At 60.8% G+C, this 15,382-nt stretch carries 17 protein-coding genes; 7 read left to right on the top strand and 10 right to left on the bottom strand.

Annotated features, from left to right (window positions below; genetic code table 11):
* Positions 1–34 precede the first annotated feature (34 nt).
* Both ACMYUN_RS25780 and ACMYUN_RS25775 read left to right on the top strand, forming a co-directional pair.
* Complete coding sequence (locus ACMYUN_RS25780; RefSeq protein ID WP_415762154.1) at positions 35–562, top strand: TRAP transporter small permease; 528 nt, start codon at positions 35–37, stop codon at positions 560–562.
* On the top strand, positions 562–1,842 hold the full coding sequence (locus tag ACMYUN_RS25775; protein WP_016775191.1) for a TRAP transporter large permease: 1,281 nt from the start codon (positions 562–564) through the stop codon (positions 1,840–1,842). The genes ACMYUN_RS25780 and ACMYUN_RS25775 overlap by 1 nt, the downstream gene beginning before the upstream one ends.
* 85 nt (positions 1,843–1,927) lie before the next feature.
* Here ACMYUN_RS25775 and ACMYUN_RS25770 read toward each other — a convergent pair whose 3' ends face one another.
* From ACMYUN_RS25770 to ACMYUN_RS25760, 3 genes are all read right to left on the bottom strand, one after another.
* Positions 1,928–2,728: a sulfite exporter TauE/SafE family protein gene (locus tag ACMYUN_RS25770; protein WP_415762153.1), complete on the bottom strand. Its 801-nt coding sequence runs from the start codon at positions 2,726–2,728 to the stop codon at positions 1,928–1,930.
* A gap of 9 nt (positions 2,729–2,737) precedes the next feature.
* The gene (locus ACMYUN_RS25765) at positions 2,738–3,982 is read right to left on the bottom strand and encodes an FAD-dependent oxidoreductase (RefSeq protein ID WP_415762152.1); all 1,245 of its coding nucleotides are present in this window, start codon (positions 3,980–3,982) and stop codon (positions 2,738–2,740) included.
* Between the two features lie 166 nt (positions 3,983–4,148).
* A complete protein-coding gene (locus ACMYUN_RS25760; protein WP_039763171.1) occupies positions 4,149–4,490 on the bottom strand; it encodes an ArsR/SmtB family transcription factor in 342 nt (113 codons plus the stop codon).
* Between the two features lie 92 nt (positions 4,491–4,582).
* Between ACMYUN_RS25760 and ACMYUN_RS25755 the strand changes: the two genes are divergently transcribed.
* The gene (locus tag ACMYUN_RS25755; protein WP_415762151.1) at positions 4,583–5,446 is read left to right on the top strand and encodes an MBL fold metallo-hydrolase; all 864 of its coding nucleotides are present in this window, start codon (positions 4,583–4,585) and stop codon (positions 5,444–5,446) included.
* Between the two features lie 24 nt (positions 5,447–5,470).
* Here ACMYUN_RS25755 and ACMYUN_RS25750 read toward each other — a convergent pair whose 3' ends face one another.
* Positions 5,471–5,926 carry a winged helix-turn-helix transcriptional regulator gene (locus ACMYUN_RS25750; RefSeq protein WP_415762150.1) on the bottom strand — a complete coding sequence of 152 codons (456 nt, stop codon included), beginning with the start codon at positions 5,924–5,926 and terminating at the stop codon, positions 5,471–5,473.
* A gap of 109 nt (positions 5,927–6,035) precedes the next feature.
* Here ACMYUN_RS25750 and ACMYUN_RS25745 point away from each other — a divergent pair, with 109 nt between their 5' ends.
* On the top strand, positions 6,036–7,256 hold the full coding sequence (locus ACMYUN_RS25745; RefSeq protein ID WP_415762149.1) for an MFS transporter: 1,221 nt from the start codon (positions 6,036–6,038) through the stop codon (positions 7,254–7,256).
* Between the two features lie 129 nt (positions 7,257–7,385).
* Here the strand turns inward: ACMYUN_RS25745 and ACMYUN_RS25740 are convergent, their stop codons facing one another.
* The 5 genes from ACMYUN_RS25740 to ACMYUN_RS25720 form a co-directional block, all read right to left on the bottom strand.
* Positions 7,386–7,523, bottom strand: coding sequence for a hypothetical protein (locus ACMYUN_RS25740; protein ID WP_165368439.1), 138 nt, complete (start codon positions 7,521–7,523; stop codon positions 7,386–7,388).
* Between the two features lie 38 nt (positions 7,524–7,561).
* Positions 7,562–7,789 (bottom strand): PLD nuclease N-terminal domain-containing protein, encoded by a 228-nt coding sequence (locus tag ACMYUN_RS25735; protein WP_415762148.1) that lies wholly within the window; start codon positions 7,787–7,789, stop codon positions 7,562–7,564.
* Between the two features lie 86 nt (positions 7,790–7,875).
* Entirely contained in the window at positions 7,876–8,331 is a 456-nt protein-coding gene (locus ACMYUN_RS25730) for a DUF421 domain-containing protein (protein WP_039763179.1), read from the bottom strand.
* Between the two features lie 7 nt (positions 8,332–8,338).
* Positions 8,339–8,857, bottom strand: a complete 519-nt coding sequence (locus ACMYUN_RS25725) for a hypothetical protein (RefSeq protein ID WP_039763181.1) — start codon at positions 8,855–8,857, stop codon at positions 8,339–8,341.
* Positions 8,854–9,363: a CinA family protein gene (locus tag ACMYUN_RS25720; RefSeq protein WP_310408501.1), complete on the bottom strand. Its 510-nt coding sequence runs from the start codon at positions 9,361–9,363 to the stop codon at positions 8,854–8,856. Before ACMYUN_RS25720 ends, ACMYUN_RS25725 begins: the two co-directional genes overlap by 4 nt.
* 165 nt (positions 9,364–9,528) lie before the next feature.
* Between ACMYUN_RS25720 and ACMYUN_RS25715 the strand changes: the two genes are divergently transcribed.
* Positions 9,529–11,907 carry a DUF3772 domain-containing protein gene (locus tag ACMYUN_RS25715; protein ID WP_415762147.1) on the top strand — a complete coding sequence of 793 codons (2,379 nt, stop codon included), beginning with the start codon at positions 9,529–9,531 and terminating at the stop codon, positions 11,905–11,907.
* 5 nt (positions 11,908–11,912) lie between these two features.
* On the opposite strand, the gene ACMYUN_RS25710 is transcribed toward ACMYUN_RS25715, so the two are convergent.
* Complete coding sequence (locus ACMYUN_RS25710; protein ID WP_415762146.1) at positions 11,913–12,926, bottom strand: LacI family DNA-binding transcriptional regulator; 1,014 nt, start codon at positions 12,924–12,926, stop codon at positions 11,913–11,915.
* 177 nt (positions 12,927–13,103) lie between these two features.
* On the opposite strand from ACMYUN_RS25710, the gene ACMYUN_RS25705 reads away from it, so the two are divergent.
* Both ACMYUN_RS25705 and ACMYUN_RS25700 read left to right on the top strand, forming a co-directional pair.
* The gene (locus tag ACMYUN_RS25705; protein ID WP_415762145.1) at positions 13,104–14,294 is read left to right on the top strand and encodes a Gfo/Idh/MocA family protein; all 1,191 of its coding nucleotides are present in this window, start codon (positions 13,104–13,106) and stop codon (positions 14,292–14,294) included.
* Positions 14,284–15,366, top strand: coding sequence for a sugar phosphate isomerase/epimerase family protein (locus ACMYUN_RS25700; protein WP_415762144.1), 1,083 nt, complete (start codon positions 14,284–14,286; stop codon positions 15,364–15,366). Before ACMYUN_RS25705 ends, ACMYUN_RS25700 begins: the two co-directional genes overlap by 11 nt.
* The last annotated feature ends 16 nt before the right edge of the window (positions 15,367–15,382 follow it).

Here is a 15,382-nt window from a genome sequence, read left to right as displayed (position 1 = left end):
ATGACTCAGGCGCGCCCGGTTACGGTGGAACCCGATGAAGAATCTGCTGCTGCGTATCAACGACAAGATCTACATGACGTGCATCTGGATCGCCGGCCTTTCCGTCCTGGCGATTTCCCTGATGATTCCCTGGGGCGTCTTCGCCCGCTATGTGCTCGGCACCGGCTCGAGCTGGCCAGAGCCGACGGCGATCCTGCTGATGATGGTCTTCACCTTCATCGGCGCCGCCGCCAGTTACCGCGCCGGTGCGCACATGGCCGTGGCCATGCTCACCGACCGCATGCCACCGCAGCTGAAATCCGCAGCGGCGATTTTTTCGCAACTGCTGATGGCGGCCATCTGCATCTTCATGACCATCTGGGGGACCAAGCTGTGCATGTCCACCTGGAACCAGTTCATGGCCGCCCTGCCCGATCTGCGCGTTGGCGTAACCTATCTGCCGATCCCCCTGGGCGGCCTGCTGACGCTGATTTTTGTCGTGGAAAAACTCTTGCTCGGTGACCAGAGCAAACGACGGGTCGTGCAGTTCGACCTGGTTGAAGAAAGTGAAGGTGCCGTTTAATGGACGCTCTGATCCTGCTGGGCAGTTTTATCGTATTGATCCTGATCGGCATGCCGGTCGCCTACGCGTTGGGCGCCGCTGCGCTGATCGGCGCTTGGTGGATCGACATTCCCTTCCAGGCGGTGATGATCCAGGTCGCCTCGGGGGTGAACAAATTCTCGCTGCTGGCCATTCCGTTCTTCGTCCTCGCCGGCGCGATCATGGCCGAGGGCGGCATGTCCCGGCGTTTGGTGGCGTGTGCCGGGGTGCTGGTAGGTTTCGTCCGTGGTGGTCTGTCGCTGGTCAACATTGTTGCCTCGACCTTCTTCGGCGCAATCTCCGGTTCGTCAGTGGCCGACACCGCGTCGGTGGGTTCGGTGCTGATTCCGGAGATGGAGCGCAAGGGTTATCCACGGGACTTCTCCACCGCCGTGACCGTCAGCGGTTCGGTGCAAGCCCTGCTGACCCCGCCAAGTCATAACTCAGTGCTCTACTCGCTGGCCGCCGGCGGTACCGTTTCGATCGCTTCGCTGTTCATGGCCGGCATCGTCCCGGGCCTGCTGATGAGCGCCTGCCTGATGGTGCTGTGCCTGATCTTCGCGAAAAAGCGCAACTACCCCAAGGGCGAAGTGATTCCGATGCGCCAGGCGCTGAAGATCGTCGGCGAAGCCCTGTGGGGCATGATGGCGATGGTGATCATCCTCGGCGGCATTCTCTCGGGTATTTTCACCGCCACTGAATCGGCGGCCATCGCCGTGCTGTGGTCATTCTTCGTGACCATGTTCATCTACCGCGACTACAAATGGAGCGAGTTGCCCAAGCTGATGCACCGCACGGTGCGCACCATCTCCATTGTGATGATCCTGATCGGTTTCGCCGCCAGCTTCGGCTACATCATGACCCTGATGCAGATTCCGGCGAAGATCACCACGCTGTTCCTGACCCTGTCGGACAACCGCTACGTGATCCTCATGTGCATCAACGTCATGCTGCTGTTGCTCGGCACGGTGATGGACATGGCGCCGCTGATCCTGATCCTCACGCCGATCCTGATGCCAGTGATCATGGGTATTGGCGTCGATCCGGTGCAGTTCGGCATGATCATGCTGGTCAACCTGGGGATCGGATTGATAACACCGCCCGTGGGGGCCGTGCTCTTCGTCGGCTCGGCGGTGGGCAAGGTCAGTATCGAAAGCACCGTAAAAGCGCTGCTGCCGTTCTATGGCGTGCTGTTCCTGGTGCTGCTGCTGGTGACCTACGTGCCGGCGATTTCGCTGTGGCTGCCGCACCTGGTGTTGTAACCGTCTGAAAAGATCGCAGCCTTCGACAGCTCCGCAGTCTCTTGTAGGAGCTGTCGAGTGCAACGAGGCTGCGATCTTCTGATCTTCACGCCCGCAACAACATGTACCCCGCCACCACCAGACAGACACTGGCAAACCCCACCTGCAACGCCCGCGCCGGCACCCGTGCGCAAAGCCTGCGGCCAATGATCATGCCGACAATGCTGGCAATGATGAACGCCGCACCCTGGCTGTCGATACGCACGCCCGCATGGAACGAGCCGATCACCCCGATCGCGGAAATCAGACTGATCACCATCAACGACGTGGCGACGATGCCGCGCATCTGCACATCGGTCAGTTGTTTGAACGCCGGCACGATCAAAAACCCGCCGCCGACGCCAAGCAAACCCGACACCACGCCAGTAACCGCTCCCAGTGCAGCCAGAGTGGCGGTGCATTTGGCGGTCCAGTCGAAGCGCCCGGTCTGCTCGTTGAGCATGCAGTTTTTCTGGCCCCAACTGGCGTGCCCGTGATCGCTCGGCCCCGCTTGCTGACGTTCCTTTCTGAACATTCGCCAGGCAACCAGCACCATCAGCAGACTGAACAGGATCATCAGAATCTTCTCCGGCAACTGATGCGCGAAATAGATCCCCAGCGGCGAAAACACCGCGCCCAGTGCCGCGATCAACAGCGCCGCGCGGTAACGCACCAGGCCGTGGCGCAAACCATCGATCGCCCCGACCGCTGCCGCGCTGCCGACCGCAAACAACGCCACAGGCGCCGCTTGCGTCATTGTCCAGCCGAGCCCGAGCACCAGCGCCGGCACCGCGAGGATCCCTCCGCCCGCGCCAGTCAGGCCGAGCACCACCCCCATCACCACGCCAAACAGACTTGCCAGCAACATAGGGTTTTCTCAATCGACCTTGGACAGGCGCGTCAACCACTCGCGGCCCTTGAGCATGCCATTCCAGTAGAACCACGGCAGCAGCGTCGCTTTCAGCCACCATGCCGAACGGCGGGGCACGGTCGGGTCCAGCGGGAAGGTCGGCAGCAGTTTGCCGCCATAGCCGAACTCGGCGAGGATCACCTTGCCCTTCTCCACCGTCAGCGGGCACGAGCCGTAGCCGTCGTACTTGAGCGGCAGTGGCAGTTGCTTGCGCGAGGCCAGCAGGTTCTGCGCAACGACGACAACCTGCTTGCGCACCGCCGCCGCCGTTTTCGCGTTGCTGGTGCCGCAGATATCGCCCAGTGCGAACACCTCGGGATAGCGCGGATGCTGCAGGCTGTGCGGATCGACTTCGCACCAACCGCCGGCATCGGCCAGCGGACTCTGTGCGATGAAATCCGGCGCGACTTGTGGCGGCACGACGTGCAGCAGATCAAAGGTTTTCGCGACCCGGCTGACATTGCCGTCGGCGTCCTTGACTTCAAACCACGCGGTTTCCGCCGGGCCGTCGACCTTGACCAGATTCGAGTTGAACGCCAGTTGCGCGTCGTACTGTTCGATGTACTTCATCAACGGCGGAACGAAGGTCGGCACGCCAAACAGCGCAGCGCCGGCCAGATTGAACTCAACGTTGATGTTGCGCAGTACTCCGGATTTGCGCCAATGGTCGCAAGACAGGTACAGGGCTTTTTGCGGCGCGCCGGCGCATTTGATCGGCATCGCCGGCTGGGTGAACAGCGCCCGGCCATCGCGCAGTTTCTGCACTTGATCCCAGGTGTACCGGGCGTGTTGATAGCTGTAGTTGGAGGTGACGCCGTGCTGGCCGAGGCTTTCCTGCAAGCCTTCGATTTTCTCCCAGGCCAGGCGCAGGCCGGGGCAGACGATCAGGTTCTGATAGCTGACGGTGCGCTGGTCGTCGAGGGTGAGTTGGTGGTGATCCGGATCGATGGCGCTGACGCTGGCCTGAATCCACGTTGCCTGACGCGGCATGACTTTGCTCATCGGTCTGACCGTGTCTTTCACGTCAAACGCGCCACCGCCGACCAGCGTCCACGCCGGTTGATAGTAATGCTCTGAACTCGGTTCGATTATGGTGATGTTGAGATGCGGGTCACGCTTGAGCAGGCTGGCGACAAAAGCGATGCCGGCCGTCCCCCCGCCGATGACCACGATGTCCGCACTGATGGATGGGCCCCAGTGTTGATCGTTCATTGCTTGTTCCTTTTGCTGCACGCAAGGATTTCAGTCTTCACACCCATAAAAAATGTGGGAGCGGGCTTGCTCGCGAAAGCGCCGTGTCAGACAAAGAATGTTCGACTGACACGCCGCTTTCGCGAGCAAGCCCGCTCCCACAATTGGCAGGTGTGAAGGCTGGCATTTATGACTGTTCCCAGCTCTTTAGCACCGCTCCGCAATACAGCCCCGAGAGGGTCTTCATCACCTGGATCACTTCGTGGCTGGCCAGGCCGTAGAAAATGTATTTGCCTTCGCGACGGGTCGCGACCAGCCCTTCGTCGCGGAGGATGCCGAGTTGCTGCGACAGCGTCGGCTGGCGTACACCGGTCATGGTTTCCAGCTCGCCGACGTTGCGTTCGCCTTGCGTCAGTTGGCAGAGAATCAACAGGCGATCCTCATTGGCCAGAGCCTTGAGCAGCGCGCAGGCTTTGGACGCCGAGGCGCGCAGTTGGGCGACTTCACATTCGGTCAGACTGGATTGCATTTGCACGAGGCCTTGAAGGTCACTTAAGCTGCGAACATTATGTTTTTACATAAAGTGTTGCAACCCGAAATTCCCCAACACAGGTTTTTGCCATGCCCGCCCTGATTGAAGCGTTTCTTGACCCCGCCTCCTCGACCTACAGCTACGTGGTCTATGAAGCCGACGGTGGCCAGTGCGCAATCGTCGACCCGGTGCTCGATTACGACGGTGCCGCCGGACGCACCGGCACGGCACAGGCGGACAAGATCATCGCCTTCGTACGTGCGCATCGCTTGCAAGTGCAATGGTTGCTGGAAACCCATGCACACGCCGATCACCTGTCCGCCGCGCCTTATCTGCGTCGTCAATTGGGCGGCAAGATCGCCATCGGCGAATCGATCAGTAAAGTGCAGAACGTGTTCAAGGCGCTGTTCAACCTTGAGCCGGAATTTCGCGTCGATGGCTCGCAGTTCGATCACCTGTTCGCGCCGGACGAGTCGTTCATGATCGGCAATCTCAAGGCCACCGCCCTGCACGTTCCCGGCCATACGCCGGCGGACATGGCCTACCTGATCGACGCCGAACAGATCCTCGTCGGCGACACGCTGTTCATGCCCGACGTCGGCACCGCGCGCTGCGATTTCCCCGGCGGCAATGCGCAGCAATTATTCAAGTCGATCCAGAAGCTGTTGGCGTTTCCGGCCAGCGTGAAGCTCTACGTCTGCCACGATTACCCGCCCGAGGGCCGCGCCTCGCACTGCCAGACCACCGTTGGCGAACAGCGCAAAAGCAACATCCACGTGCACGACGGAATCGATGAAGCGGCGTTCGTCGAAATGCGCACTCAGCGTGATGCCGGGCTGGGCATGCCGACGTTGTTGCTGCCGGCCATCCAAGTGAATGTGCGGGCGGGAAATCTGCCGGCAGCGGAAGACAATGGCGTGGTCTATCTGAAAATTCCGCTCAACAAACTCTGACAGACAATTCACAGCCAGCGCGCATCATCGCCCGCGTGTCACCAGTTTTCGATGGCAATCGGCCGGAGTCAGCAGCGCGCCGGCGGTCGAACGGACGACGATAGTCTCAACAGGCTCGGCCCGCTCATTGTCGAGTAACACCGAATGCTCCTCGCCTTGCGCGAACAGAAAGCGCTCGCCCCACTGACGCAGACTGACAACGATGGGAAACACCGCGCGGCCCGTGTCAGTGAGCACGTATTCCTTGTAGGCACTGCCGTCGGACGCCGGTTGAATCTCCAGCACACCGAGTTCGACCAGCCTTTTCAGTTTGGCCGAGAGGATGTTCTTCGCCAGCCCCAGCCGTTTCTGGAATTCGCTGAAACGGCGCACGTCATCGAATGCATCGCGAATAATCATCAAGGCCCAGCGATCGCCAATGGCCTCAAGGGTCCGCGCCACCGGGCATTCGCTCTGGGCCAAAAATTGCTGTCGGGCCATGTTGTTCCTGAACTGTGTCAGCTGCTGAATGTGGTTGCATTTAACAACCTGAATAGACAAAGATCAACGCCAAGGTTTCAATTCAAAACCACAATACGAGGACGCAAGGATGCCCTGCCCCACGCAAACCCTGGTCGATCCAGACGATGCGGCTCACACCTCGTCGGCTGGTTTGAGTCGCTTACACACTTTCCTTTTTGCGATTACCTGCGCCATGGCGGTGGCCAACGTTTACTTCGCCCAGCCGTTGCTCGAATCCATGGCCGTCAGCCTGGGCGTTTCGTCTGGTGCCATCGGCGTTGTAGTGACCGCCACCCAAGCCGGGTATGCCGTCGGCCTGTTGTTCATCGTGCCGCTGGGTGATTTGCTCGATCGCAAGAAGCTCATCATCAGCCAGTTGCTTTTGTCGGCGGTGGCGCTGTGCGCAGTCGGCTTCGCCGAAAGCTGGGGCATGCTGCTCGCAGCCATGGTGTTGGTAGGCTTGTTAGCGGTTGTCGTGCAAGTGGTGGTCGCCTGCACCGCCAGCCTGGCGAGCCCGGATCAGCGCGGTGCAGCCGTGGGCACCGTCACCAGCGGCGTGGTGCTTGGCATCCTGCTGGCGCGTTTCGTCTCCGGCGTAGTCGCCGACGTGGCGGGCTGGCGCAGCGTCTATTTCGTCTCGGCAATGATGATGATCGGCGTGGCGATCATGTTGTCGCGCACCCTGCCCGCTTCGGCGAAACCGCCCGCACAGGGCAACTACTGGCAATTGCTGCGTTCGGTCTTTCAGTTGTTTATGACTGAGCGCGTATTGCGGATCCGAGGCATGTTCGCGCTGCTCGTCTTTGCTGCATTCAGCGTGTTGTGGACGTCTATGGTGCTGCCGCTCAGCGCGCCGCCACTGTCGCTCTCGCATACGCAGATCGGCCTGTTCGGCCTGGCCGGGGTGGCGGGCGCACTTGCCGCCGCACGGGCCGGACGCCTTGCCGATCGCGGTTGGGGCAATCGCACTACCGGCATCGCCTTGGCACTGTTGACCCTGTCGTGGTTGCCCATCGCGTTTGTCGAGCGCTCGCTGTTGGCGATGGCTGTGGGCGTAGTCCTGCTCGACTTCGCCGTCCAGGCCGTGCAGGTCACCAATCAAAGTCTGATCTTTGCCGCACGACCCGATGCGCAAAGCCGACTGGTCGGTGCGTATATGTGTTTTTACTCGATGGGCAGTGGCCTGGGCGCGATCGCGGCGACGTACACCTATGCGCACTTTGGCTGGGTTGGCGTTTGTCTGCTGGGAGCGACTATCAGTGCTGCGGCTATGGTTTATTGGGCATGGCTGGAATGGACTGACGCGTGAGGCGCTGGCTGTTCACTATCGAAAGCCTTCGCGAGCAGGCTCGCTCCCACAGGATTTGCGAAAGGTGGAAGCGAGTCTGTTCGAAGAAAAGCGGCGCCGTGCGCCAATAACCCTGAGAACCTTACCGGGCTAATCTGCCTTCTTCTGCTGCATTTGCACCGATGCCTTGCTCTTGTCTTCGTCCTGGCTGGTCGCCTTGTTCGAATCGAAACAGCCATGCAACAGAAACATCGAGCAGAAGCCCAGGCATACACAGATTTTTTTCATGACGATCTCCTTAAACAGTGGTCAGGTTGCATCAATGCTCAGCCCTTGCTGTGCTCTGGCGACGAAGGCCCTTCCTTGACACCGCGCGGGCCGGCGACGCCCCACACGATCAGGCCGAGCACCGGGAACACGATCAGACCGATCGCCCAAGCGGCTTTGACGCCAACACTCTTGTTGCTGCGAAACACGCTGACAATCGCCCACAGGTCGACCAGCAGAATGATCACCGCCACGGCGATGGAAAAATAACTCGCTGCCTCGTTCATTTCGCAATCCTCCAATGACTGGTAAGCATTGGGCTACGCGGGATTTTCAGCGTTCAAAAAAATTGCCCGCGACCGGCGCCAAGGGTTCAGCCACCTTCCGGATCCTGGCGGATCACGGAAATCTTGCCGTTGCGCTCAATGATCGCGAATTTGATCTGGTCGATGGTTTCAATGCCTTGGCTGGAGCGCGCCGCCTCCATGACATCCGCCTCGACCAGGCGCGCATGACGCAGACGTCGATGCAGCAGCTTGCCGTTCTCGACGATGATTGTCGGCTCGCCATCGATCAATCGCGAGACCCACCCGGAACGCTGCTTGAGCAAGGAAAACCCAACGTCGATGGCGATCAGGGTGATGATCACCAGAAACGCATTGGTCAGGGAGAAATCGTCGCCCAGCAAGGCCTGCTGGGTGGCTTCACCGATGATCATCAGCAGCACGAAATCAAACGTCGTCAGCTCGGCCAGCGACCGCCGGCCGGCAATTTTGAACAGCACCATCAGTGCCAGATACATCGCGAGTGCGCGCAACACCGAGTCCATGGGTCACCTATGGATAAATGAATTGAGTGAGCCTGACTTCGCTCGAGCCCGGCGCGCGGATATGGCTGCGAAACAGGCCCAATCCGTCGCCGCGCAGGGTCAGGTAAAGCGTCGCCTGGCCCTGCGCGTCCGCCTGCAACCACAAGCGCATGCCCTGCGCTGAGCTGCGCATACGCACCGGCGCCGGCTGCATCGTTTCAATGCTGAAGCCATCGAGCAGCTCGCCGCCGATGTCCAGTTCGACAGTGGCTTCAGGCGTCGTGTGCACGCTGAGTTTCAATGGGTTGGTCGAGCCGTTGCGATGGAACATCTCGTATTCAACCTGGACTTTGCCGTCGTCGCTGCGGGCGTCCTGCGAACTGAGCACGCCACGGGAAAACAGGCCCAACAGGCCGAGCAGCATGCACGCAACCAGCAGATACCAACCGATGTGCTCAAAGCGCCAGACCTTCAACTGATAGGCCATGTCCTCCTGCACCGGGAATTGTCGGCTCTTTAAATCGGGATGCTCAGCGTCAGGCTTCATCGGCTCCACCGCCCTTCACCCTGCAAAGCGCGACGATGAAAAACCGCCATCTGCTGCAAGGCGAACTCAGAAGCGCGGGTCTGCACTTCGCTGCGCGAGCCGGGAAACCACTGCTGAGTGCTGAACAGAAAATGTCCGTCATCGAACTGGAACGCCCAGGCGAAACACACGGTTCCGGCTTTTATCCCATCCATGTCGTCGGGGCCGAGAATGCCGGTGGTGGCGACCGCGACGTTGGCGGTGCTGTCGCGCAGCGCGCCGATCGCCATTTCACTGGCGACTTCGACGCTGGTCAGGTTGAAGGTTTCCATGGTCGCCGGGCTGACGTGGAGCAAGCGCTGCTTGGCCTGCGGCGAGTAGACCACATAGCCGCATTCGATCAACTCGCCGCTGCCGGGCACTTCCGATAAAAGCATAACGATTTCTCCCGCCGTACAGGACTCAGCGGTGGTGATCATCAGTGAATGGTGACGCAGATATTCAATCGTTTCCTTGGCAATGGACATGGTGTGCTCTCGAAGCCTTTGTTGCCGGTTGACCATGCGTTGCGCTGATCATTCCGCTGGATCTGCTGAGCGTGCCAAAGGCCTTTTCCCGGAAAGTTTTCCGCCCCATTCGGTGCGATCACCTACCCTCATAGACTGTGCGATCCACTCGAGCCTGCCGCCCCCATGCGCTGTTCATCCAAGTCGTTGTTTTTGATTCTGTTGCTGCTGATGCCGGGCAGCGCTGCACTGTGGGCGGCCGACCTTGCGCCGCCGGCGAACTCAAGCGCAGCGCCGCTGCCGGTGATTTCGCAAAGCGATCTGCAAGCCCTGCAACAACGCCTCGACGGGCTCAAGCAGCAGATTTCGGCAGCGAACAATTACAACCAGCTCGAAGGCCCGCAGGACCGGGTGCAGGCGTTCATTCTCGATGTCGACCGGCTGTCGGCAGCGCTGTTGCCACAACAGGCGCAACTGGCGGTGCAGCTGGGCGTACTGGGCACGGCGCCCGATGCCGAGGTGGCCGCCGAGCAAGCCGATATCGTCGCGCAGCGGGCGACGCTGGCGGAGCAGAAAAGCAAGGTCGACGGCACGCTGAAAAGCCTCGCCGCACTGAAACAGAATGCCGCCGACCTGATCACGCAAATCGCCGGCATCCGCCGCACCCTGCTGGAAAGTGAACTGACCCTGAGCACCCGTAGCGTATTGAGTCCGCACTTCTGGGCGCCGCTGGTCAGTCCAAGCGAGGACGACCGCCAGCGGCTGCGCCTGTTCGTGGCACAGGTCGGTGACGTCTGGGCCACGGTCTGGGCGCCGGGCGATCGTTTCTTCACCTGCGTGCTGGTGCTGCTGGCCCTGCTGATCTGGACGTTCGGCAGGCGTCTGGCTGAGCGCGGGCTGACCTGGTTCTGCATTCATCGCGTGGCGGAGGGCCGACTGCGGCGCAGTGCCTTGGCCTTCGCGTCAGCCATCGCGACGTTCATAACCACCGCCATCGCCCTGAAACTGCTGTTCTACGCCTGTACCCGCCACGACGCCCTGCCGCCAGTGCTGGAGACGTTTTCCGAAGAGTTCGAAAAAGTCGTGTACGCCTGCGTGCTGATCACCGGGCTCAGCCGCGCATTGCTGTCGACCGAACATCCGTCGTGGCGCCTGCCGGCGATTGCCGATCCGGTGGCGATGGCGCTCAAGCCTTATCCGCGGATTCTTGCCTGCACCTTGCTGGTGCTGGTGACGCTGGTGCAAGTCGCCAATGCCACAGGCATGAGCAGCAATATCGTTATGGCGGGGCGCGGGGTGATTTCGCTGGTGGTACTGGCGATCATCGGCACGATGCTGTTGCGCGTCGGCAAAGTGCGCAAGGCGCTGGTCGCGGCCAATGATCCCTCGGCGACGAACAGCGTGTTCGCCGGGCTGATCTACAGCGTCGCCAGCCTCTCGATGTTTGCCTCGGCCATCGCCTTGCTGGCGGGATATGTATCGTTGGCGCGGTTCATCAGTTATGAGCTGGTGTGGGGCTATATCGTGTTGTCGGGGTTTTACTTGCTGATTCAGTTGGTCAAGGACGCCTGTGAGCACCTGTTTTCGCCGAAGCACGCGAGCGGCCAGGCGCTCAAGCAACTGCTGGGGATCAGTGATCGGCGCCTCGATCAGATTTCTATTCTGCTGTCCGGCTTCAGCCGCGCCGGATTGATGTTGATGGCGCTGATTTCATTGTTTGTCGGCGGCATCGGCACCACGTTCGGCCAACTGATCACCAATATCATGTCGACCCTCGGCGGCGCCGGTTTGCGCAAGCTGAACATCGTCCCGGCACACCTGCTCAATGCGCTATTGGCGCTGCTGATAGGCATCTGGCTGATCCGCGCATTGAGCCGCTGGCTCGATAACGAGTTCCTGCCCAAGACCGACATGGACCCAGGCATGTGCGCGTCGCTGAGCACATTGTTCTCCAATATCGGCTACGCCTTTGTGATTCTGCTGACACTGTCGTCGCTGGGTGTGCAGTGGACGAACCTGGCGTGGATCGTCAGTGCGCTGTCGGTGGGCATTGGCTTTGGTTTGCAGGAGATCGTCAAGAATTTCGTCTCCGGCCTGATCCTGCTCACCGAGCGCCCGGTGAAGGTCGGCGACCTGATCAGCATCAGCGGCGTCGAGGGCGACATTCGCCGCATCAACGTGCGCGCCACGGAAATCCAGCTCAGCGACCGCTCGATCGTGATCGTGCCCAACTCGCAGCTGATCTCGCAGAACCTGCGTAACGTTACCCTCGGCGGCAGTGCTCAGGGCGTGGCATCGCTGGAGCTGGTGTTTCCGCTGGATATCGATCCTGAGCAGGTCAAACAGCTGCTGCTGGATGCGTATCACGAGAACGAAACCATCCTCGATAAACCGGCGCCGTTCGTGCGTTTCAGCAAGTTGTCGCCGGACGGCATAACCCTCACGGTCACCGGTTATGTCGGTAGCCCGAGGATTGTCGGGCTGACCAAGAGCGATTTGTTGTTTGAAGTGTTGAAGCGGTTGGGCGCGGCGGGGATTGCGCTGGCGAAGCCGCCAGCGGCGTGATTCGGCTACCGCTTGCCCGAGTTGTCGACGCTGGCCGTACTGCTGCGTGGCGTCAGCTCGAACGGCAGAACGACATGCCTTTCTGACAGCGGCTGTTTTTCGATCAGGGCAATCAGCATCTCGACCGCTTTGGTCCCGAAGACTTCGGCCGGTTGCGAAATAGTAGTCAGCGGCGGATCGCAGTAGGCAGCCATGGGAATGTCGTCGAAACCGACCAGGGAAATGTCCTCGGGCACACGCAGTCCCGCTTGGCGGATGCGCTTGAGCGCACCGATGGCCATTTCATCGTTTTCACAGAACAGCGCGGTGGGTCTATTGACCATTGCCAGCATCCTTTCCGCTCCTGCGAAGCCGGCTTCAAGGGTGAAGTTGCCATGGCAAATCAGTGCCTCGTCAAAGGCGATTCCGGCCGCGAGTAATGCCGCTTCGTAGCCTGCCAGTCGATCGCGGGTCAGCGGGCTGTTTTTCGAGCCTTTGATCAGGCCGATGCGTCGGTGTCCCAATGCAATCAGGTGATCGGTCATGGCTTTGGCAGCGCCGACGTTGTCGAGGCTGATGGTCGGATAACGCCCGGCCTTAACCACTTCGCAAGCGTTGACGATGGGCGGCAAATCGGCTTCGACCGGGGCGCTTTCGAACGGATCGTAGGCGCGCAACTGGATCACCCCGTCGGCCTGATAGGCGTACACCAATTCGGCAAATTGCCGCTCCAGTTCTTCCCGGCCCTGGGTGTCGCAGAGCAGCAAACGATAGCCGGCGGCCTGCGCCGCTTGCTGCGCGCCGCTGATGACTCGGGCAAAAAAGGTGTTGGCGATGGTCGGCACCAGAATCACCAGATTGCCGGTACGCCGCGAGCGGAACTGCACGGCCATCAGATTCGGCCGATAGCCGGCCTGCTCCACGGCGGCCATGACGCGCTCACGGGTTGGCGCCAGGACGCGCTCGGGCGATTTCAACGTACGAGACACCGTCGCCACGGAAACGCCGGCCAGCCGAGCCACTTCGCGGATATTGGACAAAACCACCTCGTTGTTCATGCCGATCAGGCGCGGAGCTTACCGCAGGCGACGAGCGATCGAAACGCTGTCGATCATCCGTTGGCATTTGACACTCGGCTAATTCACGCCTAGATTTCGCCCACGATGTAACCGGTTACATCATTATCAATCTTGCATCAAGCTACCGAGACGACTGCCATGTACGCTGCCGCAAAAAAAATAAGAATGGGTTTCGTCGGCGGCGGTGAAGGCTCCTTCATCGCCCGTGCCCACCGGCAAGCCGCCGGCCTCGACGGACGCTTCGAACTGGTCTGTGGCGCGTTTAGCCGGGACTTGGAGAATAATCAGCGCACCGCTGCGGCCTTGGGTGTTGCTGCCGAGCGTTGTTATGACGACTGGCAAACCCTGCTCGCCCGCGAGGCCGCCCTGCCCGCCGAGCAGCGCATGCAACTGCTGGTCATCGTCACCCCCAATCATCTGCACGCACCGATTGCCCGCGAAGCGTTGAGTACCGGTTTTCATGTGTTCAGCGAGAAGCCCGCGGCGCTGAACCTCGCCGAGGTGCAGGCGCTGCGCTCGGTGGTCATCAACAGCCAGCGAATTTACGGGCTGGCGCACACCTACCTCGGTTACGCGATGGTCTGGCAGGCCCGCGAAATGGTCGTCAGCGGCGTGCTCGGGCGCGTGCGCAAAGTCCTCGTCGAATACCCGCAAGGCTGGCTCAGCACAGATGTCGCCGGGCAAGGCAACAAGCAGGCCGGCTGGCGCGACGACCCGGCGCAGTCCGGGATCGGCGGCTGCATCGGCGATATCGGCACTCATGCGTTTTCCCTGGCGGAGTTCGTTGCCGGCCAATCGATCCAGTTCATCAGCGCGATGCTCGGCTCGCATGTCGAGGGTCGGCAACTGGATGACGATGTGGCGATGCTATTCAAAATGAGCGACGGCGCCAGTGGTGTATTGCTTGCCAGCCAGGTCTGCGCCGGTGAAGAGAACCCGCTGAAGATTCGCGTCTACGGGGACAAGGGTGGGCTGGAATGGCGTCAGGAAGAGCCGGCCAGCCTGATTCATCGACCATTGGACGAGCCGATGCGCGTTCTGCGTTCCGGCGTCGGACAACCGTGGCTGTGCGCCGCCGCAACCCAGCGCATGCGCCTGCCCGCCGGGCATCCCGAAGGTTATCTGGAAGCCATGGCCAATCTGTACGGCGCCCTCGCCGAAGCGATTCTACAAGGCACTGAGGGACATCAAGCGCCGGGCGTTCCGGGCATTGAAACCGGCCTGCGCGGCATGGCGTTTATCGAAACCGCCATCGCCAATCATCTTGGCAACGAGAAGTGGAGCGAGATCCCCGGCCAACTGACAGGAGCCCCGAACAATGAACAGTAATCAGCAGAACGCCGCAGGTTTGAAAGGCCCCGGTATCTTCCTCGCGCAGTTCATCGCTGACGAAGCGCCTTTCGACTCGCTCGCCAACATCGCCGAATGGGCGGCCTCGCAAGGCTACAAAGCCATCCAGGTACCGACCCTCGGCACACGCTTCATCGATCTGCAGCGCGCCGCTGAGAGCCAGGATTACTGCGACGAGCTGATCGCTGTCTGCGCCCGCGCCGGCGTGGTAATCAGTGAGCTGTCGACGCACCTGCAAGGACAATTGGTCGCGGTGCATCCGGCGTTTGACAGCTTGTTCGACGACTTCGCCCCGCCAGTACTGCGCGGCAAGCCGCAGGAGCGCACCGAGTGGGCCATCGAACAGTTGAAACTGGCCGCCCGTGCCAGCCAGCGTTTGGGACTTACAGCCCACGCGACCTTCTCCGGCGCCCTGCTCTGGCCCTACGTCTACCCATGGCCGCAACGTCCGGCTGGCTTGGTCGAGCAAGGTTTCGCCGAACTGGGCAAGCGCTGGCTGCCGATTCTCGACTGCTTCGAAGAGTCAGGCGTTGATCTGTGCTACGAAATCCATCCCGGCGAAGACTTGCATGACGGCGCGTCGTTCGAACAGTTTCTCGAAGCGGTGAATCACCACCCTCGTGCCGCAATTCTGTATGACCCGAGTCATCTGCTGCTGCAGCAAATGGATTACCTCGGTTTCATCGACCGTTACCACCAACGCATCCGCATGTTCCACGTCAAGGATGCCGAGTTCCGCCCCGATGCGCGCTCCGGCGTCTATGGCGGCTATCAGGGCTGGGTCGAGCGTCCCGGGCGCTTTCGCTCGCTTGGCGATGGCCAGATCGATTTCAAATCAATCTTCAGCAAATTGTGCCAATACGACTTCAACGGCTGGGCCGTGCTGGAGTGGGAGTGCTGCCTGAAAGACTCCGCACAGGGCGCGGCGGAAGGCGCGGCGTTCATCGAGCGGCACATGATCCGCAAGACCGCCAAGGCTTTCGACGATTTCGCCGGGGTCAGCGCTGACGCCGCTTCCAACCGGCGCTTGCTCGGCCTGACTGACGACTGATTCATCCGCGTTACCG

It is taken from the genome of Pseudomonas sp. CP4 (assembly GCF_047758505.1).
In the GTDB taxonomy this organism is placed as follows: domain Bacteria; phylum Pseudomonadota; class Gammaproteobacteria; order Pseudomonadales; family Pseudomonadaceae; genus Aquipseudomonas; species Aquipseudomonas fluorescens_AO.
The sequence above is the reverse complement of the archived record's forward strand: the minus strand, read 5'-3'. Positions and strand labels throughout refer to the sequence as shown.